This is a genomic window from Clostridium thermosuccinogenes (assembly GCF_002896855.1).
Classification (GTDB): domain Bacteria; phylum Bacillota; class Clostridia; order Acetivibrionales; family DSM-5807; genus Pseudoclostridium; species Pseudoclostridium thermosuccinogenes.
Genome location: NZ_CP021850.1, coordinates 1,546,020 through 1,568,673 on the forward strand (window position 1 = coordinate 1,546,020; position 22,654 = coordinate 1,568,673).

Genomic DNA, 22,654 nt, shown 5'->3' on the forward strand with positions numbered 1-22,654 from the left:
TTGTTAAAATATATAAATGCTATTATATGAATAGATATGAAAAGAAAGGTCTGTGAATATTTTTCGGCACAGGCACGGATAGATTTGAAAGCATTGTTGCCAAACAGAGGGAAGGGAAGCGGTGATGGCTACAAAATCAAAAGTGCTGATAGTGGATGATGATGTAAATATTTGCGAGCTGGTCAGGCTTTATCTCGAAAAGGACGGCTATGAAACACAAACAGTATACAATGGAATCAAAGCTCTGGAAGTTTTTAAGGAGTTTACCCCCAGCCTGGTGATACTGGACATTATGCTGCCGGGAATTGACGGTTGGCAGGTATGCAGGGAAATCAGAAAAATCAGTTCCATACCCATAATTATGCTGACAGCAAAGGGAGAGACCTTTGATAAGGTATTGGGACTGGAGCTGGGTGCCGATGATTATATGGTGAAGCCTTTCGAGCCTAAAGAGCTGGTTGCAAGAGTAAAAGCCGTGCTTAGAAGATATGAGCACAAGGAAGTGGATGTCCAGGAGGTAGTATATCCTAATCTTGTTGTCAACAGGACAAACTACACCGTAAAAGTAAACGGAAAAGATCTGGAGCTCCCGCCAAAGGAACTGGAGCTTTTGTTTTTCCTTGCCTCAAACCCCAACAAGGTTTTTACCCGGGAGCAGCTTCTTGAGCATGTGTGGGGCTTTGACTTTTACGGGGATTCGAGGACGGTGGATGTCCACATAAAAAGACTCAGGGAGAAAATAGAGTCGGAGGATCAGAAATGGCAGTTAAAGACAGTGTGGGGCGTGGGCTACAAATTTGAGGTGAAATAATGTTCAGATCGATATTCAGCAGGCTGATTTTCCTTTTTATTTCCCTGCTCACCATCAGCTTTCTTATAACCGGAGCTATCCTTTATTTTTTTCTGGGAGATTTCCTTTCCGACAAAAAAGTTGATTTGCTTGAGCGCGGCAGTGAAGAGGTCAGTGAAGCTTTTGAGGATTTCCTGCAAAATCCGGACAGCATTTTAGTGCAGATATATCTCGAAAGGATCATTAATATGTCCAGCGCCTATACCGATTCAATAGTCTGGATTGTATCCAAAGATGGGCATATTTATTTCAGCAGCTACATGCCCCAAAGGATAAAAATGAAATATGTTGATGAAAAAAACGGTTTTGTGAAGCTGCCGGATGAAAGGCAATACAAGAAAATCGTATCAGGACAGGAACAACTTATGAAGCTGATAGGCGGCGATTTTTATGGCTTTTTCAGGGATGAGGCTTTTAGCAGCTTCGGATACTCCTGGCTTACCGTGGCAAGACCGTTAAGATATACCGATACCAACGGAAATACCAGCATTTTCGGGGCCGTATATTTTCATACTCCGATTCCGGAAGTCCAGAAGGCGCGCAGTACGGTGATCGGATATTTTACAATAGCAGTGGCAATTTCAGCCCTGGTTTCCATAGTGCTGGCTTATTTATTCTCTCTGCGCATCACCAGGCCTCTTAAGCAGATAAAGGACGCAGCCAGGATAATAGCCGGAGGAGAATTTCAAAAACGTCTGGATATAGATACAAAGGATGAAATAGGTCAGCTGGCCACCAGCTTCAATCAGATGGCTTTTGAACTGGAGCATCTGGAGGAAATGCGCAGGGGCTTTATAGCCAATGTCTCCCATGAACTGAGGACTCCGATGACTTCCATAAGAGGTTTTATCGAAGGAATTCTTGATGGTACCATACCTCCGGAAAAGCAAAAGGACTATCTGGTCATAGTGAGAGATGAAACATTAAGGCTCAATCGTCTTGTGAATGATCTGCTGGATTTGGCAAAAATGCAGTCCGGAGAAATAAAGCTGAATTTTAAAACCTTTAATGTGAATGAGCTGGTAAGAAGAAGCATCATAAAGCTGGAAAATCAGATTATAGAGAAGGATCTGGAAATCCACGCGGATTTTGAATCGGAGGATATTCTGGTATATGCCGACCCCGATGCTATAGAAAGAGTCATGATGAATCTGCTTCATAATGCTATCAAATTCACCGGGGAAAAAGGAAAAATCAATATAAGGATTTTCCGGCAGAAGGACAAGGTATTGGTCTCGGTTCAGGATAACGGAGTAGGTATAGAAAGGGATGAATTGGACCTAATCTGGGAGAGATTCTACAAGTCCGATAAATCCAGGGGCATGGATAAGACGGGTACAGGGCTTGGACTGGCTATAATCAAAAACATCATAAACGAGCACAATCAGGATATCTGGGTGGAAAGCGAGATCGGAAAAGGTACAAAGTTCACTTTCACCCTGGAAAAAAGCCGTGGTTCAGAAAGTTAATGTTCACAGATTATTCATACATTTTTAAAACTAATCATATAAAATATAATTACTAACAGATGGTTTGTTGAAAGCTTTGTTTCAAGCAGGTTTAAATTAAGGCTGCAAGATTGACTTCATGAAGTGGTATCACAGCTTGGGTTTATCAACAAGCGGTATAACGCTGGACGGTAATTTTGATACGGAATAAAAGATGGTCTTTGTGATAAAGCTGTAGGTGGCAAAAACCGGGAAAGGGATGGAAGCCGCTTTTAAGGATTTCGAGGAGCAGGTTTATGCACCAGGACCAGCTTATTTTCAATATTTTGAAGGAGGATTTGTGTGCATGGATAACTTTGATTTTTTGGGCAATGAATTGGATAACAACAGCAATAAAATAGACCGGAATGACAATGTCTCAGGCGGCACTCCACCGGCAGAAGAAATTGCAAGGGAGAGCACCGATAAGAAGGGCTTGGACGAGGAAGTTGGCTCCTTTTCCACGATTGACGGACAATACGGTATCGGCAGTGATACACAAAGCAATGCCGGCAGCGGTATAGATTACAATGCCGCAAGTAGCGCACAATATAATTCCGGTAGCGGTGCAAACTACAATGCCGATGGTAATGCACAAATTAATGCCGACAGCAAAATGAACTATAATTCTGGCAGCGACGCTAAAGAGAAGCCAACCTCAAGTTATCAGAGCAATCCTCAGAATTATTTTTACAGCAGCAATTATAGCTCCGGGTCCAACGCCAGCGGTGCTCAATACACCAATCCGGGAAGCCGTTATCAGGGAAATGCGTCCGGAGATTTTGATAATACTAATAAAACACCTTATTATTATACGGAAAATTACAAGAAAAAGAAGAAAAAGGGCATCGGACTGGTGCACATAACAGCTGTGGCTCTTATCAGCTCAATACTGGGTGGAGCTGTTGTGGGATCTTTTCTGTTGTTTGTTGCTCCGACCATACCGGCCTTCAGCAAATACCTTCCTACCCAGACAGCTGCAAGTTCCAATACCACTACGAAGGTGGAGTATAAGATAGCCGAGGTTAATTCCCAGGTTACGGCAATCGCAGAAAAAGCCAGCCCCTCCATTGTGGGTATAAGAGTTACGGCATTCCGTCAGAATTTCCTGTTCGGAAGCATGCAACCGTCGGAAGGTTCCGGCATTATCATCAGAGAGGACGGATACATTCTGACAAACAACCATGTCATTGAGGACGCTGTAAACACTGAAACGGGCAAAATCAGCGATGCCGCCAAGATAGAAGTGATCCTCCCCAACCAGCAGGATAAGCCCTATACCGCTCAGATAGTAGGCAGGGATGCAAGGACCGACATGGCAGTAATCAAGATTGACGCAACAGGTCTTCCGGTGGCAGAACTGGGTGACTCCGACAAAGTCAAAGTCGGTGAGATGGCTGTCGCTATTGGAAACCCGGGAGGACTGGAATTCATGGGCTCGGTTACAGTGGGTGTTATCAGCGGTATCAACAGAACAGTACAGATTGATGAAAAGAAGCAGTTAAAAGTTATTCAAACCGATGCTTCCATAAACCCGGGAAACAGCGGCGGAGCATTGCTAAACTCCCAAGGCCAGGTAATAGGCATTAATACTTTGAAAGCCCAAACCCAGCTGGGATATGAAGGTATAGGTTTTGCAGTGCCGATTAACGAGGCTAAAGCAATAGCCGATAGCCTGATAGCCTCCGGATATGTAAAAGGAAGGCCGAAATTAGGCGTAACCATTGATTTGACATATACCGAAGATATAGCGAACAAAAACAATATGCCTGTAGGACTCCTTGTATCAGCAGTTGAACCGTTTAGCGCAGCTTTCAAGGCAGGTATTCAGAAAAATGATATAATCACGAAGTTCGACGGCAAACCGGTGAAGACTTTTGATGAACTGGAAGAGATAAAGAATTCCCATAAACCCGGAGATGTTGTAAGCATTGAAGTGTACAGGTATCAGGAAGACAAGACATTAAAACTGGAAATCACCATAGGAGAAGACAAGTCGGGGAATTAACCGGTTCGGTGTATGGGCAGAAAGCTTCTACCCCAAATAATGATGGTGCAATTCACCGTGGCATGAACGAGATTTTGAACAAGGCAGGCATCATTGCCTGTCTTGTTTTTTTTCTCAGGAATTAATACAATATAATACAGAAATATTATTAAAAGCCTACAAAAAACGAAGACACAGGATTTGATTTTTTCCATATAGGAGGAACTGATGCTAAAGAAAAAGGAAATAGAAAAAACACTGGAACTTCTTGAAAAAACTCATCCTACAGCCCACTGCGAACTGAATTTCAGGACGCCGTTCCAGCTTTTGGTGGCGACAATGCTAAGCGCCCAGTCCACCGATAAAACCGTCAATAAGGTTACGGATAGATTGTTTGAAAAATACCCTGCCCTGGAGGATTTTTTGAAGCTTGGGCAGGAAGAGTTGGAACAGGAGATCAAAGAAATCGGCTTATACAGAAATAAAGCAAAAAACATACTGGCTATGTGCAGCAAGCTGGTGAAGAAATTTAACGGTGAAGTGCCTGCGAACATGGAGGATCTGGTTTCGCTGCCGGGGGTAGGCAGAAAGACTGCCAATGTGGTATTGAGCAATGCCTTCGGAGTACCTGCGATTGCGGTAGATACCCATGTCTTCAGGGTTTCAAACCGCATCGGACTGGCTGAGGCAGATAATGTTGAGAAAACGGAAGAGCAGCTCATGAAAAACATACCCAGGGAAAAGTGGTCAAAAGCCCACCACTGGCTTATATGGCATGGGAGGCGCATATGCGAGGCCCGTAAGCCTAAATGCGAGATATGCCCTCTGACAGAATACTGTAAATACTATAAAAGTATAGCAGCAAAGGGCAAATAAGGTTATCAGCTTTCCACTTTAAAAGAGTTTACTATGTTCTGAAAGGTGTCGGACTGAGCTTTATTCCACTGGTTTTCCGGGAGGAAATAGCTTATTCTGTACATCCTTTCGTCCTTTTTCAGGAACACCTCGGAACCCTTGTAATACTTTCCGTCATTTCCGAGCACGGAATAATCCCAGTAGTAACCCGGGATACCATTTACCTGTATGGATTTTGTGTTAAAAAACTTGTAGCTCTGTGCGAAAGAAGCCTTTGATGCTTCCAGAAAATCCTCCAGAGGGTAAGGCATTTCCCAAACCTGCACGAATCCGTGGGAAGCCGTCGTGCTGTCTTCGAAGTCAATATGGTAGAGTATATCACTGCCTTCAAAATCTTTACGGCTGAGAGTGAAGGATGAGGGGTACAGGAAGCTGAATTTTCCTTCCGGTATCCTGAAATTCTTTAGCTTCCGGGAAAGGGGCTTCTTAAGTGAGAAGCCGGTTTCTATCACTTCACTGACCATTTCATTGCCAACAAAGACATTGTTTATCTTAAATCTCAATGGATAGGAGAAGGTCAGGCAGTTGTCTATTGTGATATTGAAAAACAAGCCTTTGTTGAACAAAGCATTAGAGGCTGCAAACATCACGACCCACAGCCCGATTACCATTAAAGCCATCAATATTTTGATCCTGGGGTTTTTCACAATAATTACGAACAAGAGACACACCACCTTAAAAATCAGAAATGATTACAACGAACAAAAGAGAATATTCTTATCAATATATACTTATTCAGTACAACGGGATTAAAGAATTGATAATCATCCCATTGCTAAATAAATTTTAATCGGCAGTGAAATCCGTAGAATCAGATGATGGCACCTAAATAAATGTTCGGAGCCTTTGGACAGGAGCCTGCGGTTAAAATATAAAAAATAGTCAATTATATTAAAGAGAAGATGGGATACTGCATGAGATAAATTTTAGCAACCACATAAAAAGCAGGACTTTTGTCATTAATGCAGGTTTATTTGCAGAAAAGGCTGGGAGGATAAGAGAATGATAGGATTTCTACTCACACTGTTTTTTGCTGCAGTTGCAGGCTTGTCCGGCAACCGGCTAGCGAAGCGTGAAATGCCCGGGGGTAATTTTATTGCCATACTGTCCGGTTTGGTTGGGGCATGGGTCGGAGGCTATATGCCTGTTTTCGCTGCCTTTGGTCCTTCGGTGGACAGCCTTGCACTATTTCCCTCCATAATCGGAGCAGCTGTATTCGTGTTTTTTCTTGGGATATCAAAAAGCGTTTTAAAGCAGGCAAAATAGCAATCCTTGCTGCATATGTTCCGATATTTTTGCAAAGGGACAATCACAAAAAAATTCCTGCTGAATATATTGTTGGTATCCATACCTTTTGAAGGGGGCGTAATTATGCGGATACTGGTACTCAAGATGCCTAAGTTCCTGGGGAATTTTTTAAAGAGAGTTTTAAGAATGAATTAATAAAAAGACACTATAGTAAGCGGAGTTTATCCAGCAAATATAATGCCGCTGAAACTCCGCGGTTTTTATTTATAACCGCATTTATCCGATAGCTTCCAATTTAATATCAATATTTTCAACATAAAAAAAGCGTATCGACGCTTTTTTTATGTTGAATAGTTTTTTTCTTTTATACTGCTCTTGTTACCTTATTTGAACGCAAGCATCTCGTACAAACATAAGCTGTCTTTACAGTTCCGTTATCAACAACCTTAACTCTCTTTACGTTAGGTTTCCAAGCTCTATTTGTCTTTCTATTTGAGTGGCTTACCTTCAAACCAAAACTCATGGATTTACTGCATACATCACATTTTGCCATTTATACCTACACCTCCTTTTAAACCGGAGAAATACTATACTTTAATTGCTCTTTAACTCCGTAATAAAAACATATTAATTTTATCATATAACCCGGAACAACTGCAAGTTTTTTTGTTAACAAACAGGAAAAGTATTAGCAAAAGATTGTACTATATATTAAAATATTGTATAGGACATCGCAATATAAAGTTATAAATCGGTTCCGGAAAGCTTTGTCCATGCTTATTATGCAACATTAATGATGAGGTTATTAAGCATTATGGGTACAGATGCGAAGGATATTTTAAAAAGGTCTGTAAAGACGCTTAAGGGTATTGGAGATTCAAGAGCAAAGCTTTTTTACAGGCTGGGAATATATACAATTGAAGACTTGATTACATATTTCCCCAGGGAGTATGAAAACAGGAGCAATGTGAAAAAAATAATTGACCTGGAGGATGGCGAGTCCTGCACTTTTGAAGGAACGATAGCATCCGGTGTTTCCGAGTTTCGCCCGAGGAGAGGACTTACCATTTACAAGCTGCTTGTAAGGGATGAAACAGGGACAATTGCGGTTACCTGGTTTAACCAGCACTATGTCAAGAACATCTTTCATGTGGGGGAGAGGTATTTATTCTTTGGAAAGGTGAGCAGAAAATTCAGGAGCTTCGAAGTGCAAAACCCTGTTTATGAAAAATCCGGAACCGGGGAAAGAAAAAATACCTGCAGGATAGTACCCGTATATCCTTCAACGGCAAACCTTACGCAGAATATGATCAGAAATGCGGTGAGCAGCGCGCTGGAGTTGGTTTCAGGGAACATGGAGGAGATACTGCCCCAGACTGTACGAAGCAAATATCATCTGGCAGAGATAAACTATTCTCTCAGAAATATACATTTCCCCAATACCGAAGAGGATTTTAAAATAGCCAGATACCGCTTGGTTTTCGAAGAGCTTTTGCTTTTGCAGATGGGCTTGCTGAGCATTAAAAATTCTTTTGGGGAGGACCGGGAAGGAATTCAATTTAAGCCTGTAGATTCCATGGAGGAATTTATAAAGAATCTGCCTTTCCAGCTTACCAACGCCCAACGGAAGGTTTTTAAGGAAATAGAAAAGGATATGGAGTCGAAAAGGGTAATGAACCGGTTGGTGCAGGGTGACGTGGGCTCAGGAAAAACAATAGTGGCGGTGATGGCACTTTATAAAGCAGTTAAAAACGGTTATCAGGCTACTATGATGGTCCCGACGGAAATACTGGCAGAACAGCATTACAGGAGCGTCAACAGCCTTTTGGAAAAATATGGAATAAAAGTGGAGCTGCTGACGGGAAGCCTGACCAAGAAGCAGAAAAGCGAGATTTTGTCCAGGGTTGCATCGGGGGAAGCAGATATTGTAATAGGTACCCATGCATTGATCGAAGATGACGTCCGTTACAACAACCTGGGGCTGGTAGTGACGGATGAACAGCATAGGTTTGGAGTACGCCAAAGAGCAGCGCTGTCCAAAAAAGGTGAAAATCCTGATGTGCTGGTTATGACGGCAACACCGATACCCAGGACCCTGGCTCTCATATTATACGGAGATCTGGATATATCTATAATAGATGAGCTTCCTCCTGGCAGAAAACCGGTTAAAACATATGCTGTGGATGAGAGCATGCGGGAGAGAATCAATAATTTCATAAGAAAAAAGGTGGCAGAAGGGCGGCAAGTGTACATAGTCTGTCCACTGGTGGAAGAATCCGAGGAAATTGAGGCCCAATCTGCAACCGAACTGGCTGACCGGATTGCAAGGCAGGATTTCAGCGACCTTAAGGTAGGCCTTATCCACGGTAAAATGAAGCCGAAGGATAAGGATGCGGTTATGAGGAGCTTTGTCGAAGGTGAAACAGATATACTGGTTTCCACAACAGTCATTGAAGTGGGAGTCAATGTGCCCAATGCGACAATAATGGTCATTGAAAATGCCGAAAGATTTGGTCTGGCACAGCTTCATCAGTTAAGAGGAAGAGTAGGGAGAGGAGAACATCAGTCTTACTGTATTTTATACAATAACGGAAAGACCCAGGTGGCTTCAGAAAGAATGAAGGTTATGGAAAAGACCAACGATGGCTTTGTGATATCGGAAAAGGATCTGGAGCTGAGAGGTCCGGGGGAATTTTTCGGAACCATGCAGCATGGAATACCGGACCTTAAAATCGCTAACCTCTATAAGGATGTGGATATACTAAAAAAGGCCCAGGAAGCTGCCATTAACATACTGAAAGAGGACAAGCTCCTTAAGAAAGAAGAAAACAGGCTCCTTAGAGAGACGCTTATATGCAAGTTTAAGAACAAGCTGGATGAATTAAGCCTAAACTAATTTGTCGTGCCATCGACTTAAGGCTGTTAAATAAAGAGTAAGACATGTTTTTATGGTAAACTTTATGTTGACATTTATTTACTATAGTATAAAATAACATATATTAAATACTGTGAGGAAATTTGCTTGAAAATTGGAGGAATGGCTATTTTAAGGGTTATTTCAGGCAGTGCCAGAGGCCATAAGCTGAAAACTCCCGAAGGAGACTCAACCAGGCCTACTTCAGACCGAGTAAAGGAATCTTTGTTTAATATTTTGACACCTTATATTGCCGGCGCCCATGTTCTGGACCTGTTTGCCGGAACAGGGAATTTGGGCATAGAAGCTTTAAGCAGGGGAGCGGAACATGTTGTTTTCGTAGACAGAAGCCATGTATGCTTCAGGATTATAAATGAAAACCTTGAGCATACAAAGCTGAAGGATAAAGCTACTGTGATTGCCGGTGATGTGGCAGGCTCCATAAAAAAATTGCATGACCAATCCAAAAAGTTCGATATTATATTTATGGATCCTCCATACAACAAAAATCTGGTGGATGATACTATAAACATTTTGACTAAAAATGATATAATGAAAGCTGATGGCATAATAGTTGCAGAAATGGATATAGACGATAAGGTTTCGGAAAGGTACGGACCTTTTAAGCTCACGAGGAGCAGGAAATACGGAGATACCGTACTGGCATTTTACGTGAAAACCGACGATATTTGACACAAGGAAGGAAGATATTATTGAAGATATGTGTATATCCGGGGAGCTTTGACCCGGTGACAAACGGACATTTGGATATCATACACAGAGCGTCGAAAATATGTGATAAATTGATTGTGGCAGTTCTTGTAAATCATAGCAAAACGCCTGTATTTTCGCTGGAAGAACGTGTTGATCTTTTAAAATGCGCTCTGAAAGACAGGCCTGATATAGAAGTGGATAGTTTTTCCGGCCTTTTGGTCAACTATATGAAAAAGAGGAATGCTACTGCCATTATAAAAGGCTTAAGGGCTATATCCGATTATGAGTACGAGCTTCAGATGGCGCTTACTAATAAGACACAGAACCCGGAAATTGAAACCCTTTTTATGATGGCAAGTGTTAATTATTCCTTTTTAAGTTCAAGCATTGTTCGTGAGCTGGCAAAAAACGGCGGGGACATCGACGGACTGGTACCGGATTGCATAAAGGATGCGGTGCTCAGAAAATTTAGAACTTAGGATAAAACATCATCAATTACCTGAAGCAATTCTATTCCTGGGGGGAGAAAGATGGAGATACTGGCTATTTTAGAGACACTTGAGGATTTGATAGAAAAAAGCGTAAATGTTCCGGTATTAGGAAAATGCCTGGTTGACAAGGAAGAAGTTCTTGAAATCATCAAGGAGATAAGGCTTAAGCTGCCTGATGACATCAAACAGGCGAAATGGGTCAAGGAAGAGCGTCAAAGGATACTGCTGGAGGCACAAAAGGAAGCCAACAATATAGTCAAGGAAGCGGAAAACAAGATAGCAGCTTTGGTTGATGAGCACGAAATAACAAAAAGGGCTTATGAACAGGCCAATGAAATTATTGCCAATGCCCAGAAGAATGCCAGAGATATACGTTTGGGAACCAGAGAATATGCCGACAGCATCCTGAATAAGGTGGAAGAAATTTTAAGAGATACTATAGATGTTATAAAGAGCGACAGAGAAGAGCTGAAATAGCCTATCGAAGTTTTGGCACATAAAACGGCTGATTTATAAGCCGGAGTATCCGGTTTTTCTATTTCTCCGCTTTTCTTTTTTGCGGGCAGCTATAAAAGATATCAGAAAAAGGACTGCCATCAAGAAGACCGACAAAACCAGGTACCTTACGGAGTTAAAGAAATTTCCCTGAAGCCGGACCAGAGCATCAGGATGCTCTGCTATAAATGCCGGATGAGTTTCAAGAAGATCCGGCCAGACTATATTTAATAATATGTTGGAATAAACTCCTGCAAATACGCCTTGAAGGAATTTTCCCAACAGATATGGCTTTATGCTGATGTCGGTGCCGCCAACCATGCTGATAACCTGGGAGTGAACCGACAATCCTGCCCATCCCATTATGAAGCTGGCGGCTGTCAGACGGTGGATTAATGGAGAATACTCCGCATTAGCAGCCATGTTTACCCCTGTGGTTATTTCAAAGAATCCGCTTATTATTGAAGCCGATATTTCCTGGTTTATTCCCAAAGGCCGAAGAATGGCGGATACAGCATCCGATAGACTTTTTATAAATCCGGTCTCCAGCAGCAGATTGATGATAACTGAGAAAAATATTATAAAACCGCCGATAGCCAGCAGTAAATTTACCGAGTTTCGCACGGCATCTCCGAATAGCTTGCCCGGATTAAGGGCGGCATGGGAAGGTGCCAGCTCATTTTTCAGTCTTTTCAACAAATTACCTTTAAAATTGTATCCGGAACTTTCTTTTTTTCTGCCGTAAAATCTGAAAATGATTCCCACCGTAGTGGAGGCAAGTACATGGCATCCCAGTAAAAACAAACCTAATCGGGGCATTTTAAACATACCTACGGAAACAGCCCCAATTATAAAAAGAGGTCCGGAATTATTGGTAAAGGTAAGAAGCCTTTCTGCCTCAACTTTGGTCAATAGTCCTTCTTTTCGCATTTCTGATGTAATTTTTGCTCCGACGGGATATCCGCTGGTAATACCCATGGCAAAAGCAAAGGAACCGCATCCCGGCACATTAAACAAAGGGCGCATTACCGGCTCCAGTAGAATTCCGACTGCTTTTACAAGCCCTGTTTTGTTCAACAGTTCCGATGCCACAAAAAACGGGAACAGGGACGGAAAAACTATCTCAATCCACAGTTTTATCCCTTTATAAGCTGAAGCAACTGCAGTTTTCGAGAATATGACAAGGCATATAATAAAAAGGACACACAGGGAAGGTAGAACCAGATTCTTAAGGTAAATAACCTTGAAGGACCGGCAACTGAATGCCAGTGATATGATGATTAAAGCAATAATAATGTAAAAATACCAGCTCATGTGCTACCTCCCATAACAGCATCTATCAAATCTTATTACGACTTTTTAAAAATATGCATACCATATAAACTGTTGTTTTTCATAATATTGACATTCCTATATGTTATATGATAAGCTAATGCCGGTGTAGGTCTATAGGATTATCCATGTAGTGCTCAATACTCACAAATCCGATAGTACTACAGGATTTTTTTTCCATGATCTATTTAAAATGCTTATGAAAAGGGTAAACCTGCCGAAAGGCAGGGGCACAAAGCTGCGGGTCTAAGGTGTTGCACTATGACAGCCGGGCTACCATAGCATGACATGCATGTATATACTATTGTCATGGCTTTGGTTTAGCCATGACTTTTTGTTTAACGTTGGGATAACGGGGTAATTAAATTTAGCAAAAGCATATGCAATAGCTAAAGCTTACAGTCTAACCAACTATGGGCTATCATTCATGATATACGACATAACAGGGAGTGTAGGAATTTGCGTCTGGTACCAATTAATAGTGTAAAAGAAGGATATTTTCTGGGAAAGACATTGTATGATACCAGCGGCAGGGTACTGCTCAAGCAGGGTACCCGCTTTAATAAAATGCTGATTGAAAGCGTTAAGAAGGCTGGAATTCAAAAGATTTATATAAACGATGAGTTTAGTGACAGTGAGATTGAAGACATAATAAAACCGGAAATAAAAATCAAAGCAGTAAAATCTGTTAAGGATTTATTCAGCCACGTAAAGAAAAAGGAAAAGGCATATAGGACAAAAGCAGGCAGTCTAGGAAGCAGTTCTCTGCTTAGAATCCAGGATGAGCAGATAGAAGATGTGCAGGAGGTTTCCAAGTCGATAGTTGAGGATGTTTTGTCCAACAGCAATACATTGATCAATCTTGTGGACATAAAAACTGCCGATAATTACACCTACGAGCATTGTGTAAATGTAGCGGTGCTGTCTCTGGTGCTGGGTATCGAAATGGGTCTTAATCAAAAGCAGCTCAGCGACCTTTGTGTCGGAGCACTTTTGCACGATATAGGAAAGGCGTTTACACCTACCGAAATACTGACAAAACCTGACACCCTGGATGATGCGGAGTTTAACATCATTAAGAAGCATCCCGTGGACGGATATGAATACATAAAAGATGATAATAACTTAGCTTCCGCCGTTAAGGTTATTGTGCTGGAACATCACGAAAAGGTGGATGGAACAGGTTACCCCAGGGGCTTAAAAGGCGATCAGATACACAAGCTGGCAAAGATCATTTCCGTCGTTGACGTATACGATGCGTTGACATCTGACAGACCATACAGAAAAGCGGTTTCTCCCAGTGAAGCATTGGAGTTGATAATGGGAAGCGCCGGAAGGCATTTTGATTTTGAAACAGCTCAGGCCTTTGTTAGAAGGGTGGTACCTTATCCGATAGGGACTTTGGTCAGGCTCAGCAATGGAGATGTCGGAGTGGTGGAAAGCATAAAACCTAATTTCCCACTGCGTCCTACCGTAAAAGTAATAAGACAGAATGCGGTAGATGTGGATATTGAGGTGATTGATCTCATGAAGGAGAACAGCTTGGTTATTGAAGGCATACAATATGATTATCCGAACCTGTCGATTCCTTATTATCTGAAACATGCGAAAGCATAAAAGACCGCCTGTATTGGAAAACAGACGGTCTTTTCTCATACTCTAATTATCCTTTTTATTTCACCTCTAAGGTCCAGCCGAATTCATCCTTAAGCCTGCCGTTTTGAATTCCGGTGATGGTGTCATAGATTTTCTGGGAAAGCTCTCCGATTTTACCGTTGTTAATGATCATTTTTTTGCCTTCCCAGCTAAGCTCGCCTATGGGTGAAATTACAGCGGCGGTGCCGGTTCCAAAGGCTTCTTCCAGGGTACCGTTCTCAGAGGCTTCGTACAACTCCTGTATGCTCAGCCGTCTTTCGGTTACTTTTACTCCCCAATGATTCAGAAGGTCTATGGTTGATGCCCTGGTTATTCCCGGAAGTATACTGCCTTCGAGAGCCGGAGTGATTACTTCTCCGTTGATTTTAAAGAAGACATTCATAGAACCTACTTCTTCGACATATTTCTTTTCAACTCCGTCCAGCCACAAAACCTGGACATAACCTTCATTATGGGCTTCGTCCTGAGCTTTCAGGCTTGCTGCATAGTTTCCTGGAGTCTTAGCGTAGCCTGTTCCGCCTCTGACAGCTCTTACATACCGGGGCTCCACATATATCTTAACCGGGTTGATGCCTCCTGGGTAATATGCTCCGCTGGGAGAAAGAATTATCATAAACATATAGGTTTTTGAGTTTCTGACTCCGAGATACGGGTCTGTTGCGATGATAAAAGGCCTTATGTAAAGGGATGTCCCTTCGGCTTCGGGAATCCAATCCTTGTCGATGTTGACCAGGGTTTTTAGCGCTTCAACGCAAAAATCAGGATCTACAGGAGGTATGCAAAGCCTGTCGTTGGAAATGTTTATGCGTTCCATGTTTTTTCTCGGCCTGAAAAGAAGAACCCTTCCGTCTGTGGTTTTATATGCCTTCAGTCCCTCAAAAACTGCTTGCCCGTAATGAAATACCATGGTGGACGGCTCGAAGGGAATAGGACCATATGGTACTATTCTTGGATCATGCCAGCCTTTGCCTTCCGTGTAGTTCATTATAAACATGTGGTCTGTAAAATACTGGCCGAAACCCAAATTGTCCTGATTTGGCTTCGGCTTCGGAAATTTGGTTTTTTCAATCTTAATTTGAAGTGACATATCTATTCTCTCCTTTCAAGTAATTGCAGACTTCAATGCGAATGAAATAATACATAAAAAAGCATTCAATTGTGTATAATTATGCATTGTATAAGCAACACAATCGATGTTATGTTATCAATTTAATCTTTACCTAAAGGGAGCTTGCTGAAGCAAGTTTTCGGATTTTACATCCCCGAAGGCCTTCTTATAACGCTGCGAAGCCCTTGGCAGGCATAGCGCGGAAAATATAGAGCATAAGCCGGAAAAAGGTAATTTTCCATTAATGCTTCATGCTTTGCCAAAGCTTACATATATTATGCTACTTTTCTGTTTAAAAATCCAGTATTTTTTCATAATAATAAATGCGCCTGTATTGATATGATTATTTTTATCTGCTATGATATTCATAGTTTTATGGATAATTTGCCCTTTTGGCAGCTATGTTGTTTTTAAATTTTGATCCGGAGGAATGGAAATGCTGCAGAAATTCTATCCTGAAATGATTGTAGACAGGGTGCAGGATATAGATCTGGAAGTTCTGAGAAATAGAAATATAAAAGGGCTCATTCTGGATATAGATAATACTCTTGTACCAAACCATGTAAAAGATGCGGATGAAAATGCCGTCAAATGGATTGAACGGGTCAAGTCCAGCGGCTTTAAGACATGTATTGTTTCTAACGCTTCCAGGAAAAGGGTTGTAAGGTTTAATGAAAGGCTTAAAATATTTGCTCTCCACAGAGCCTCAAAGCCTGGAACTGCCGCGTTTAAAAAGGCACTCAGGCTTATGGAGCTGAAAGAGAACGAAACTGCTGTAATTGGAGACCAGATATTTACGGATATATATGGAGGCAACAAATTAGGAGCATTTACAATATTGGTAAAGCCCATAGATAGCAAGACGGAGTTTATTTTTGTCAGGCTTAAAAGGATTTTTGAGAAGGTTGTGCTGAAAAGCTATTATAAAAATATTAAAAGGACTAATTTGAAATAAGAAGGGTTGAAATGAATATCGATAGCAGAGTTTCAGGGAAAACAAAGCTTGTGGGACTTATAGGGAACCCGGTGGAACACACTGTTTCTCCGCTGCTTCACAATACGATAAGCTCAAAACTCGGGATAGACATGATATATGTGCCCATGAAGGTGGAAAAGGATGGGCTCATGGATGCGGTCAGCGGATTGAAAGCGCTGAATTTCACCGGCTTTAACGTTACGGTTCCATATAAAAATGAAGTGATGAAGTTTATTGATGACATCTCAAAGGATGCTTTGCTTATGGGAGCTGTAAACACCGTAAAGATAATGAACGGCAGATTGTACGGTTATAATACCGATGGAGAAGGCTTTTCCAGATCTTTTAAAGAAGAGTCGGGCACTACACTCAAAGATAAAAAAGTGGTAATGCTGGGCGCCGGAGGAGCTGCCAGAGCGATAGCCGTAAAGCTGGCTCTTGAAGGAGCTAAAAAAATAACCGTGATAAACCGTACTGTTTCAAAGGCAGAGGAAATATGCCAGCTGGTGAACAATAATTTGCATCCGGTGGCGGAGCATTACGGCTGGGACGATGTAGAAGCCGACGTTTCTCTGGAGGAGAGCGATGTAATAATAAACACAACTTCGTCGGGAATGTTTCCCGATGTTAATGGTTATCCCTATCCAAAGCCCATCAACTTTTCAGCAAGGCAGATCGTGTACGATGTGATATACAACCCGTCAAAAACCAGATTTCTTGAAGAAGCTGAGAGATGTGGATGCACTGTTATAAACGGTCTCGGCATGCTCTTCTATCAAGGTATATATGCCTATGAAATCTGGACGGAAGTAAAGCTTGGAGAAGAACTCCTTAAGGATATTTTCAGCCAATTCAGATGTATAACGGAAAGCACATAGGCGTAGCCGGAAGCATCAATGGTGGCCACTGGCAGGAGATTAAGGCATAAAAGCAAAAGCAGCAAGCCCCTGTCAGGGGCTAGAACACAAAAAATAGAATAATTTACAGAAAATAAAGGATTTTTTCACCTTTTGGCGAATATGCAATAATATTCGTAAAAAAGGTATAGCTCTGTGCTTTACAGTGATAGAGGATAAGGTAACGATATGATGGCATATTACATATTCTTTTGTGTTGTCGGTCTTGCTGCGGGTATGTTTCTGGATGTATGGATTGAATGCCTGATTGCGGAAACATCCATAAAGGAAGGATTAAAAAAGCGCCGACGCCTGCCAAATCCGCTGGTTATGTTTTTAACGGCAATTATCTTCATGCTTTTATTAAAAAGATATTCCATATCAATTGAATATTTTGCAGCCATATTTCTGATGGCCTTATTGATTGCTGTTTTTTATGTAGATTCAAAGCGCAGGATAATACCCAATGAACTTGTGCTGGCGGGTCTCCTGGGGTCGGTGCTGCTTCTTGCAAGCAACCTGTTCGGCTGCAAGTACATATTTGGAGAAGGATGGCAAGAGCATCTTCTGGGGCTTTTGCCCGGCTCAGGATTTCTGATGCTGGTGGCTCTTATGGGAAAGGTTTTATACAAAACCGATAATGCCATGGGCATGGGGGATATAAAGATATATGCGCCTATTGGACTAATCCTGGGATGGAAGCTGTGCATGGTGTCCGTTTTCATTGCCATGGCTGCAGCAGCTTTTACAAGCATCGGGCTTCTGGTGGCGGGAAAGAAAAAAAGAAAGGATTCAGTGCCTTTTGGACCGTTTATTGCTGTCGGAACTCTGGTGGCTCTGTTGTGGGGCCATGATATGATCAAAGGATACATGATATGGGGGTTGTAGCATGTTTCATATTAAAAATTACATGGAAGAAGCCGTTTTTCAACGGCTTGAGGAGATCCTCGACGATATAAGCATATGCCAATGTGAAAAGTGCAGGATGGATGTTGCCGCTATAGCATTGAACAGCCTTCCGCCCAAATATGTTGTCAGTGAAAAGGGAGAACTGTACTCAAAGGTGGACTCTCTGATGCAGCAGTTTGAAGTGGATATAATAGCTGCCATCACCAAGGCTGCGGTTATCGTAAAGCGAAACCCGAGGCACGACGGCAATCATATATGTTAACGGGTTCCAAGAGGATGAAGCTTGTAAAATTCAAAGAGGCTGCATATACTATTAGAAGTTTCTTAAACGGACAAAGGAGTGCAATATGATAAGGTTTGGACCATCCGGCAATTCGGACAGCTTTTACGAACAGGGGTACAAGTCATCGGTGGATATGCCTGAATGGCTTGCCAATATGGGCCTCAGTGCTTACGAATATCAGTGCTCAAGGGGAGTTAACATAAGTGAATCTACAGCCAGGAAGCTGGGGGAGAATGCCTGGGCAAAGGATATCTTTTTAAGCGTGCATGCCCCATATTATATAAATATGGCCAGTGAAGAAAAGGAAAAAAGGGAAAAATCCATCGGGTATGTGCTGGACACCCTTATGGCAGCGAAATGGATGGGGGCCAAAAGGGTTGTGATCCACACCGGATCAGTCGGCAAGGGGAACCGGGACAGGGCGTTTAAAACGGCGGTATCCACCCTTTTGGAGACCATCAGACAAGCCGATGCCATGGGTTACGGAGATATTACCCTATGTCCTGAGGTGTTGGGGAAGATGAACCAGCTGGGCTCCCTTGAAGAAATACTGGAAATGTGCAAGCTGGATGAGAGGCTTATACCGACGATTGATTTTGGACACTTGCATGCCAGGGGATTGGGGGCCTTAAATTCGATAGACGATTTTGAAAAGGTAATAATAACGATTGAAAATGCCATAGGCTACGACAGGCTTAAAAACCTGCACTGCCATTTCAGCCGTGTTGAGTTTACTGCCGGGGGAGAAAAAAAGCACTGGAGGATTTTCGATGACCAGTATGGCCCGGAGTTTGAATACCTGGCCGAGGTTCTGATAAAGAAAGCCATGGAGCCGGTGATAATCTGTGAATCCAGAAACTATATGGCAGAGGATGCGCTAGAACTGAAAAACATTTACGAAAATGCTTTGACGGGGGTAAAAAAGAATGGTAAAGAGAGTATTGGTCATAAACGGGCCTAATCTGAATCTTTTAGGTATGCGGGAAAAGGATATTTATGGCGTCGAAACGCTGGAAGATATAGCAAGAAGAGTGGTCGCTGAAGCGGAAGCCCTGAATATGGACGTCGATTTTGTGCAGTCCAATCACGAGGGGGAGATAATAGATAAAATCCATTTTGCCAGGGGAAGGTATGATGCAATCATAATAAACCCCGGTGCATATACCCATTACAGCATAGCAATAAGAGATGCGATAAAGGCTGTGGAAATCCCGACCGTTGAAGTGCATCTGTCCAATATCCATGCTCGGGAGGAGTTCCGCAGCAAATCGGTAATAGCTCCTGTATGCATAGGACAGATTTGCGGCTTTGGCGGCAACGGATATATCCTGGCCTTGTCTGCGGTATCCATGCTGTAGCATTAGTAAAAATGCTGTAACAGCAATGTCAATGATAGATATCAATGCTGCAGTGTCCTTTTTACCTGGTTTTTCTTTACTATTTGGGCGTGAATTCAGCTAATAGTGGATGTATTGTCTGCCATGTGCTCTGAATCTTTCCGGAACAACCACCCTTTTCAATAAGATGAATTCAAACCAATTTTATATAGTGATAAAATGATTAAGTTAGCACAAAGGTTTCAATTATACACGAAGGTTATATTTTAATCAAAAAGACTTAATCTATAAAAGTAATAAGCTTTTAATAAAAATTGCTGTGCCGAAGAATACTAGGGAGGGAGACCACATCTTTGTTAAATATGTGGTATTGCCGTAAACAAAATTTTTCTTGAAATAAGTAGAAATTTATTTTAATATAGACTAGTACTACATTGTTATACTGGAAAACAATGGCTTTATGGCTCCTTCAATTTCCTGGCGGCCATCAGATCCACCTGTCGAAGCCGCAAGAACATGATGGGTATATTTTTGAGCCAATTTACCGGACATCGGGTAAGGCTGACCTTCCACCAATTGTTTTCCACTTAAATGCCGGAATAACAAAGTAGGACCAGTATATCAAACATATTGCCGGATAAATGCAAAGAGAAAGAAATAATTTTACTAATATATATAAAACATGGAGGTAGATATTAATGATATCAGCTGGAGATTTTAGAAATGGAGTAACCTTTGACATTGATGGACAGGTATTTCAGATAGTAGAATTCCAACACGTTAAGCCAGGCAAAGGTGCAGCCTTCGTCAGGACAAAGCTGAAAAACGTGATCACCGGCGCTACTGTAGAAAGAACTTTCAGCCCGACGGACAAATTTCCGGAAGCATATATCGAAAGAAGAGAGATGCAGTACTTGTATAATGACGGAGATTTGTACTATTTCATGGATGTGGAAACCTATGAGCAGACCCCTCTTAGCAAGGACACCTTGGGAGATTCACTGAAATTTGTCAAGGAGAACATGACAGTTAAAATTCTTTCATACAAGGGCAATGTTTTCGGCGTTGAGCCTCCGACCTTTGTTGAGCTTCAGGTAACTCATACCGAACCCGGATTCAAGGGCGATACTGCAACAGGTGCCACCAAACCTGCTACTGTTGAAACCGGTGCTGTGATTAAGGTTCCGCTCTTCGTAAATGAAGGTGATATAGTAAGGATAGATACAAGGACCGGAGAATATATGGAAAGGGCATAATGCCCTTTTTCATTAACAATCTTTTTAAAAAGGGGTTATTAATTCTATTTGATTTGTTAATAATAACTACATATGATTGAATATATAAGGTTAATGGAGGTGTACCTGTGAGCTACTTAAAGGAAAAGGTTGCTTATTTAAAAGGCCTTGCCGAGGGAATGCAGATAAACGATGCTTCTAATGAGGGGAAACTGCTGAAAGCCATCATCGACGTGTTGGACGATATAGCACTGGAAGTGGATGATATCAGAGAAGTACAGGAACAGTTGAATGAACAGGTTGATAATATTGATGAAGATTTGGCTGAAGTGGAAAGGATAATTTTTGATGATGAAGAGGATTATCCGGCTTTGGTGGAATGTCCGTACTGTCACAAAGAGTTTGAAGTTGATGAAGATCTGATTGATGATGAGGGGGATACGATAGAGTGTCCTCATTGCCATAAGAAGGTTGACATCGACTGGGATTGTGAATGTGAAGAGTGCGGAGACGACGATCATGATCATGATGCTGAATGAGTGAACAATCTTAGAATGGAAAAGGAATGGTTAAAAATTAACCATTCTTTTTTTATTGTCATAAATTTGGACAAAGCTAAATATCTATATTAATAACATAACATGTTGTCCGGCATTTCCAGATCAGGCACCGGGTCAAAATCCTGCTGCGGCGCTTCTTTTGGACAGCCGGCGAAGCCTTAAGCATATGATTTTGCAACAGATAAAATTTCTGCCTCTATGGCAATAACGGAGGGATGAAAGTTGATGACTGAAGATAAGCCAAGGGATAAGAAAAGCACACTGGAAAAAGAAATTCTAAGGTATTTTCCGCAAACCATCAGGGATGTTTTATTAAAAGCAGATCCTGCGGTATTATCGGATATTGAGGAGATAAGGTTGAGAGCAGGAAAACCTGTTACCCTGCTTAATTCGGATGGGGATTGGTTTGTCAATAAAGAAGGCAAGCTGACCTGCCGCAAGGAGAATGCATACATAGCAGATCCTATGGAAATAACCAGGACGCTGGAATTGATGAGCGAGAAATCAGTATATGCCTACCAGGACGAAGTACGAAACGGTTTTATAACCTTAAGGGGAGGGCACAGAGTAGGAATAGCAGGCAGGGTGGTCCTGGAAAACGGAATGGTAAAAAACATAAAGGACATATCCGGCCTGAACATAAGGATATCCAGGGAAGTTCCCGGATGCTCAGGGGATATAATCCGGTATATCATCCACAACAGCAGCGATATTTACAATACGCTGATCATATCGCCGCCCCAATGCGGCAAGACCACCCTTTTAAGAGATATAGCACGTATCATAAGTGACGGAACAGACAGATACAATTTCAAAGGCGTAAAGGTGGGGGTGGTGGATGAAAGGTCTGAAATAGCAGCATGTTTCAAAGGTGTGCCTCAGAACAATGTAGGGATAAGGACGGATGTTCTGGACGGCTGCCCAAAAACTGTCGGTATGGATATGATGCTGAGATCCATGTCCCCCAGGGTGATAATTACCGATGAAATAGGCAACCAAGGTGACCGGGATGCGATTTTAAGGGTTGTAAATGCCGGCGTGAAAATCATTGCCACCGCTCATGGTTACGGCATATCCGATCTGAAAACGCGGCGAGAGGTATTAAACTTGATGGAAGATAAAATATTTGAAAGATATATAGTGCTGAGTAATGCCAAGGGACCGGGTACGCTGGAAGAGGTTGTGGATGGGTTGACCATGAGGCAGCTTGTTGCCGGCAGGCAGAGACTTACCGGCTGAACGTCCGTAAGTCAGGAGGTGG

The 22,654-nt window shown here is 42.1% G+C and carries 24 protein-coding genes and 1 riboswitch; of the genes, 20 read left to right on the plus strand and 4 right to left on the minus strand.

Annotation, left to right across the window (positions count from 1 at the left end; genetic code table 11):
- Nucleotides 1–36 precede the first annotated feature (36 nt).
- The 5 genes from CDO33_RS21455 to nth all read left to right on the plus strand — a co-directional run bounded on the left by CDO33_RS21455 (nt 37) and on the right by nth (nt 5,200).
- Nucleotides 37–159 (plus strand): hypothetical protein, encoded by a 123-nt coding sequence (locus CDO33_RS21455; protein WP_274540230.1) that lies wholly within the window; start codon nt 37–39, stop codon nt 157–159.
- Complete coding sequence (locus tag CDO33_RS06660) at nt 125–811, plus strand: response regulator transcription factor (protein WP_103080550.1); 687 nt, start codon at nt 125–127, stop codon at nt 809–811. Before CDO33_RS21455 ends, CDO33_RS06660 begins: the two co-directional genes overlap by 35 nt.
- The gene (locus tag CDO33_RS06665; RefSeq protein ID WP_103080551.1) at nt 811–2,319 is read left to right on the plus strand and encodes a sensor histidine kinase; all 1,509 of its coding nucleotides are present in this window, start codon (nt 811–813) and stop codon (nt 2,317–2,319) included. Before CDO33_RS06660 ends, CDO33_RS06665 begins: the two co-directional genes overlap by 1 nt.
- Before the next feature lie 325 nt (nt 2,320–2,644).
- Nucleotides 2,645–4,345, plus strand: coding sequence for a S1C family serine protease (locus CDO33_RS06670; RefSeq protein WP_242973858.1), 1,701 nt, complete (start codon nt 2,645–2,647; stop codon nt 4,343–4,345).
- A 207-nt stretch (nt 4,346–4,552) separates the two neighbouring features.
- Entirely contained in the window at nt 4,553–5,200 is a 648-nt protein-coding gene (gene nth / locus CDO33_RS06675; RefSeq protein WP_103080552.1) for an endonuclease III, read from the plus strand.
- A gap of 5 nt (nt 5,201–5,205) precedes the next feature.
- Here the strand turns inward: nth and CDO33_RS06680 are convergent, their stop codons facing one another.
- Nucleotides 5,206–5,901 carry a PsbP-related protein gene (locus CDO33_RS06680; RefSeq protein WP_103080553.1) on the minus strand — a complete coding sequence of 232 codons (696 nt, stop codon included), beginning with the start codon at nt 5,899–5,901 and terminating at the stop codon, nt 5,206–5,208.
- A 340-nt stretch (nt 5,902–6,241) separates the two neighbouring features.
- Here CDO33_RS06680 and CDO33_RS06685 point away from each other — a divergent pair, with 340 nt between their 5' ends.
- Nucleotides 6,242–6,505, plus strand: coding sequence for a GlsB/YeaQ/YmgE family stress response membrane protein (locus CDO33_RS06685; protein ID WP_103080554.1), 264 nt, complete (start codon nt 6,242–6,244; stop codon nt 6,503–6,505).
- Between the two features lie 346 nt (nt 6,506–6,851).
- Here CDO33_RS06685 and rpmB read toward each other — a convergent pair whose 3' ends face one another.
- Nucleotides 6,852–7,040: a 50S ribosomal protein L28 gene (rpmB, locus tag CDO33_RS06690; RefSeq protein WP_103080555.1), complete on the minus strand. Its 189-nt coding sequence runs from the start codon at nt 7,038–7,040 to the stop codon at nt 6,852–6,854.
- Between the two features lie 240 nt (nt 7,041–7,280).
- Here rpmB and recG point away from each other — a divergent pair, with 240 nt between their 5' ends.
- From recG to CDO33_RS06710, 4 genes are all read left to right on the plus strand, one after another.
- On the plus strand, nt 7,281–9,383 hold the full coding sequence (recG, locus tag CDO33_RS06695; RefSeq protein ID WP_479690738.1) for an ATP-dependent DNA helicase RecG: 2,103 nt from the start codon (nt 7,281–7,283) through the stop codon (nt 9,381–9,383).
- A gap of 126 nt (nt 9,384–9,509) precedes the next feature.
- Nucleotides 9,510–10,094: a 16S rRNA (guanine(966)-N(2))-methyltransferase RsmD gene (gene rsmD, locus CDO33_RS06700; protein ID WP_338053254.1), complete on the plus strand. Its 585-nt coding sequence runs from the start codon at nt 9,510–9,512 to the stop codon at nt 10,092–10,094.
- Nucleotides 10,095–10,114: 20 nt separating this feature from the next.
- Nucleotides 10,115–10,594 (plus strand): pantetheine-phosphate adenylyltransferase, encoded by a 480-nt coding sequence (gene coaD, locus CDO33_RS06705; RefSeq protein WP_103080557.1) that lies wholly within the window; start codon nt 10,115–10,117, stop codon nt 10,592–10,594.
- A 51-nt stretch (nt 10,595–10,645) separates the two neighbouring features.
- A complete protein-coding gene (locus CDO33_RS06710) occupies nt 10,646–11,083 on the plus strand; it encodes an ATPase (protein ID WP_103080558.1) in 438 nt (145 codons plus the stop codon).
- A gap of 33 nt (nt 11,084–11,116) precedes the next feature.
- Here CDO33_RS06710 and ylbJ read toward each other — a convergent pair whose 3' ends face one another.
- The gene (gene ylbJ, locus CDO33_RS06715; protein ID WP_103080559.1) at nt 11,117–12,415 is read right to left on the minus strand and encodes a sporulation integral membrane protein YlbJ; all 1,299 of its coding nucleotides are present in this window, start codon (nt 12,413–12,415) and stop codon (nt 11,117–11,119) included.
- 215 nt (nt 12,416–12,630) lie between these two features.
- Nucleotides 12,631–12,714, plus strand: a riboswitch (cyclic di-GMP riboswitch).
- A 178-nt stretch (nt 12,715–12,892) separates the two neighbouring features.
- Here ylbJ and CDO33_RS06720 point away from each other — a divergent pair.
- Nucleotides 12,893–14,050, plus strand: a complete 1,158-nt coding sequence (locus CDO33_RS06720; RefSeq protein ID WP_103080560.1) for an HD-GYP domain-containing protein — start codon at nt 12,893–12,895, stop codon at nt 14,048–14,050.
- Between the two features lie 55 nt (nt 14,051–14,105).
- Here CDO33_RS06720 and CDO33_RS06725 read toward each other — a convergent pair whose 3' ends face one another.
- Nucleotides 14,106–15,176 (minus strand): branched-chain amino acid aminotransferase, encoded by a 1,071-nt coding sequence (locus tag CDO33_RS06725; protein ID WP_103080561.1) that lies wholly within the window; start codon nt 15,174–15,176, stop codon nt 14,106–14,108.
- Nucleotides 15,177–15,633: 457 nt separating this feature from the next.
- On the opposite strand from CDO33_RS06725, the gene CDO33_RS06730 reads away from it, so the two are divergent.
- The 9 genes from CDO33_RS06730 (at nt 15,634) to spoIIIAA (ending at nt 22,632) form a co-directional block, all read left to right on the plus strand.
- Nucleotides 15,634–16,152 (plus strand): YqeG family HAD IIIA-type phosphatase, encoded by a 519-nt coding sequence (locus tag CDO33_RS06730; protein WP_103080562.1) that lies wholly within the window; start codon nt 15,634–15,636, stop codon nt 16,150–16,152.
- 11 nt (nt 16,153–16,163) lie between these two features.
- Nucleotides 16,164–17,051 carry a shikimate dehydrogenase gene (gene aroE / locus CDO33_RS06735; RefSeq protein WP_103080563.1) on the plus strand — a complete coding sequence of 296 codons (888 nt, stop codon included), beginning with the start codon at nt 16,164–16,166 and terminating at the stop codon, nt 17,049–17,051.
- Nucleotides 17,052–17,258: 207 nt separating this feature from the next.
- On the plus strand, nt 17,259–17,957 hold the full coding sequence (locus CDO33_RS06740; RefSeq protein WP_103080564.1) for a prepilin peptidase: 699 nt from the start codon (nt 17,259–17,261) through the stop codon (nt 17,955–17,957).
- Nucleotide 17,958: 1 nt separating this feature from the next.
- On the plus strand, nt 17,959–18,240 hold the full coding sequence (locus tag CDO33_RS06745) for a late competence development ComFB family protein (RefSeq protein ID WP_103080565.1): 282 nt from the start codon (nt 17,959–17,961) through the stop codon (nt 18,238–18,240).
- Between the two features lie 85 nt (nt 18,241–18,325).
- Complete coding sequence (locus CDO33_RS06750; protein WP_103080566.1) at nt 18,326–19,222, plus strand: TIM barrel protein; 897 nt, start codon at nt 18,326–18,328, stop codon at nt 19,220–19,222.
- Nucleotides 19,188–19,619 carry a type II 3-dehydroquinate dehydratase gene (aroQ, locus tag CDO33_RS06755; RefSeq protein WP_103080567.1) on the plus strand — a complete coding sequence of 144 codons (432 nt, stop codon included), beginning with the start codon at nt 19,188–19,190 and terminating at the stop codon, nt 19,617–19,619. Before CDO33_RS06750 ends, aroQ begins: the two co-directional genes overlap by 35 nt.
- A gap of 677 nt (nt 19,620–20,296) precedes the next feature.
- The gene (efp, locus tag CDO33_RS06760; protein WP_103080568.1) at nt 20,297–20,854 is read left to right on the plus strand and encodes an elongation factor P; all 558 of its coding nucleotides are present in this window, start codon (nt 20,297–20,299) and stop codon (nt 20,852–20,854) included.
- A gap of 107 nt (nt 20,855–20,961) precedes the next feature.
- A complete protein-coding gene (locus tag CDO33_RS06765; RefSeq protein WP_103080569.1) occupies nt 20,962–21,372 on the plus strand; it encodes a CD1247 N-terminal domain-containing protein in 411 nt (136 codons plus the stop codon).
- Between the two features lie 246 nt (nt 21,373–21,618).
- Nucleotides 21,619–22,632 carry a stage III sporulation protein AA gene (gene spoIIIAA / locus CDO33_RS06770; RefSeq protein WP_103080570.1) on the plus strand — a complete coding sequence of 338 codons (1,014 nt, stop codon included), beginning with the start codon at nt 21,619–21,621 and terminating at the stop codon, nt 22,630–22,632.
- Nucleotides 22,633–22,654 lie beyond the last annotated feature (22 nt).

Bases quoted from the DNA above. Each gene is read 5' to 3' on its own strand.
- nth (WP_103080552.1), top strand. From the start codon at position 4,553: ATGCTAAAGAAAAAGGAAATAGAAAAAACACTGGAACTTCTTGAAAAA.
- CDO33_RS06670 (WP_242973858.1), top strand. From the start codon at position 2,645: ATGGATAACTTTGATTTTTTGGGCAATGAATTGGATAACAACAGCAAT.
- CDO33_RS21455 (WP_274540230.1), top strand. From the start codon at position 37: ATGAAAAGAAAGGTCTGTGAATATTTTTCGGCACAGGCACGGATAGAT.
- spoIIIAA (WP_103080570.1), top strand. From the start codon at position 21,619: ATGACTGAAGATAAGCCAAGGGATAAGAAAAGCACACTGGAAAAAGAA.
- recG (WP_479690738.1), top strand. From the start codon at position 7,281: ATGATGAGGTTATTAAGCATTATGGGTACAGATGCGAAGGATATTTTA.
- CDO33_RS06660 (WP_103080550.1), top strand. From the start codon at position 125: ATGGCTACAAAATCAAAAGTGCTGATAGTGGATGATGATGTAAATATT.
- CDO33_RS06710 (WP_103080558.1), top strand. From the start codon at position 10,646: ATGGAGATACTGGCTATTTTAGAGACACTTGAGGATTTGATAGAAAAA.
- CDO33_RS06745 (WP_103080565.1), top strand. From the start codon at position 17,959: ATGTTTCATATTAAAAATTACATGGAAGAAGCCGTTTTTCAACGGCTT.
- ylbJ (WP_103080559.1), bottom strand. From the start codon at position 12,415: ATGAGCTGGTATTTTTACATTATTATTGCTTTAATCATCATATCACTG.
- CDO33_RS06725 (WP_103080561.1), bottom strand. From the start codon at position 15,176: ATGTCACTTCAAATTAAGATTGAAAAAACCAAATTTCCGAAGCCGAAG.
- CDO33_RS06665 (WP_103080551.1), top strand. From the start codon at position 811: ATGTTCAGATCGATATTCAGCAGGCTGATTTTCCTTTTTATTTCCCTG.
- CDO33_RS06685 (WP_103080554.1), top strand. From the start codon at position 6,242: ATGATAGGATTTCTACTCACACTGTTTTTTGCTGCAGTTGCAGGCTTG.
- aroE (WP_103080563.1), top strand. From the start codon at position 16,164: ATGAATATCGATAGCAGAGTTTCAGGGAAAACAAAGCTTGTGGGACTT.
- efp (WP_103080568.1), top strand. From the start codon at position 20,297: ATGATATCAGCTGGAGATTTTAGAAATGGAGTAACCTTTGACATTGAT.
- CDO33_RS06750 (WP_103080566.1), top strand. From the start codon at position 18,326: ATGATAAGGTTTGGACCATCCGGCAATTCGGACAGCTTTTACGAACAG.
- CDO33_RS06730 (WP_103080562.1), top strand. From the start codon at position 15,634: ATGCTGCAGAAATTCTATCCTGAAATGATTGTAGACAGGGTGCAGGAT.
- aroQ (WP_103080567.1), top strand. From the start codon at position 19,188: ATGGTAAAGAGAGTATTGGTCATAAACGGGCCTAATCTGAATCTTTTA.
- rpmB (WP_103080555.1), bottom strand. From the start codon at position 7,040: ATGGCAAAATGTGATGTATGCAGTAAATCCATGAGTTTTGGTTTGAAG.
- CDO33_RS06740 (WP_103080564.1), top strand. From the start codon at position 17,259: ATGATGGCATATTACATATTCTTTTGTGTTGTCGGTCTTGCTGCGGGT.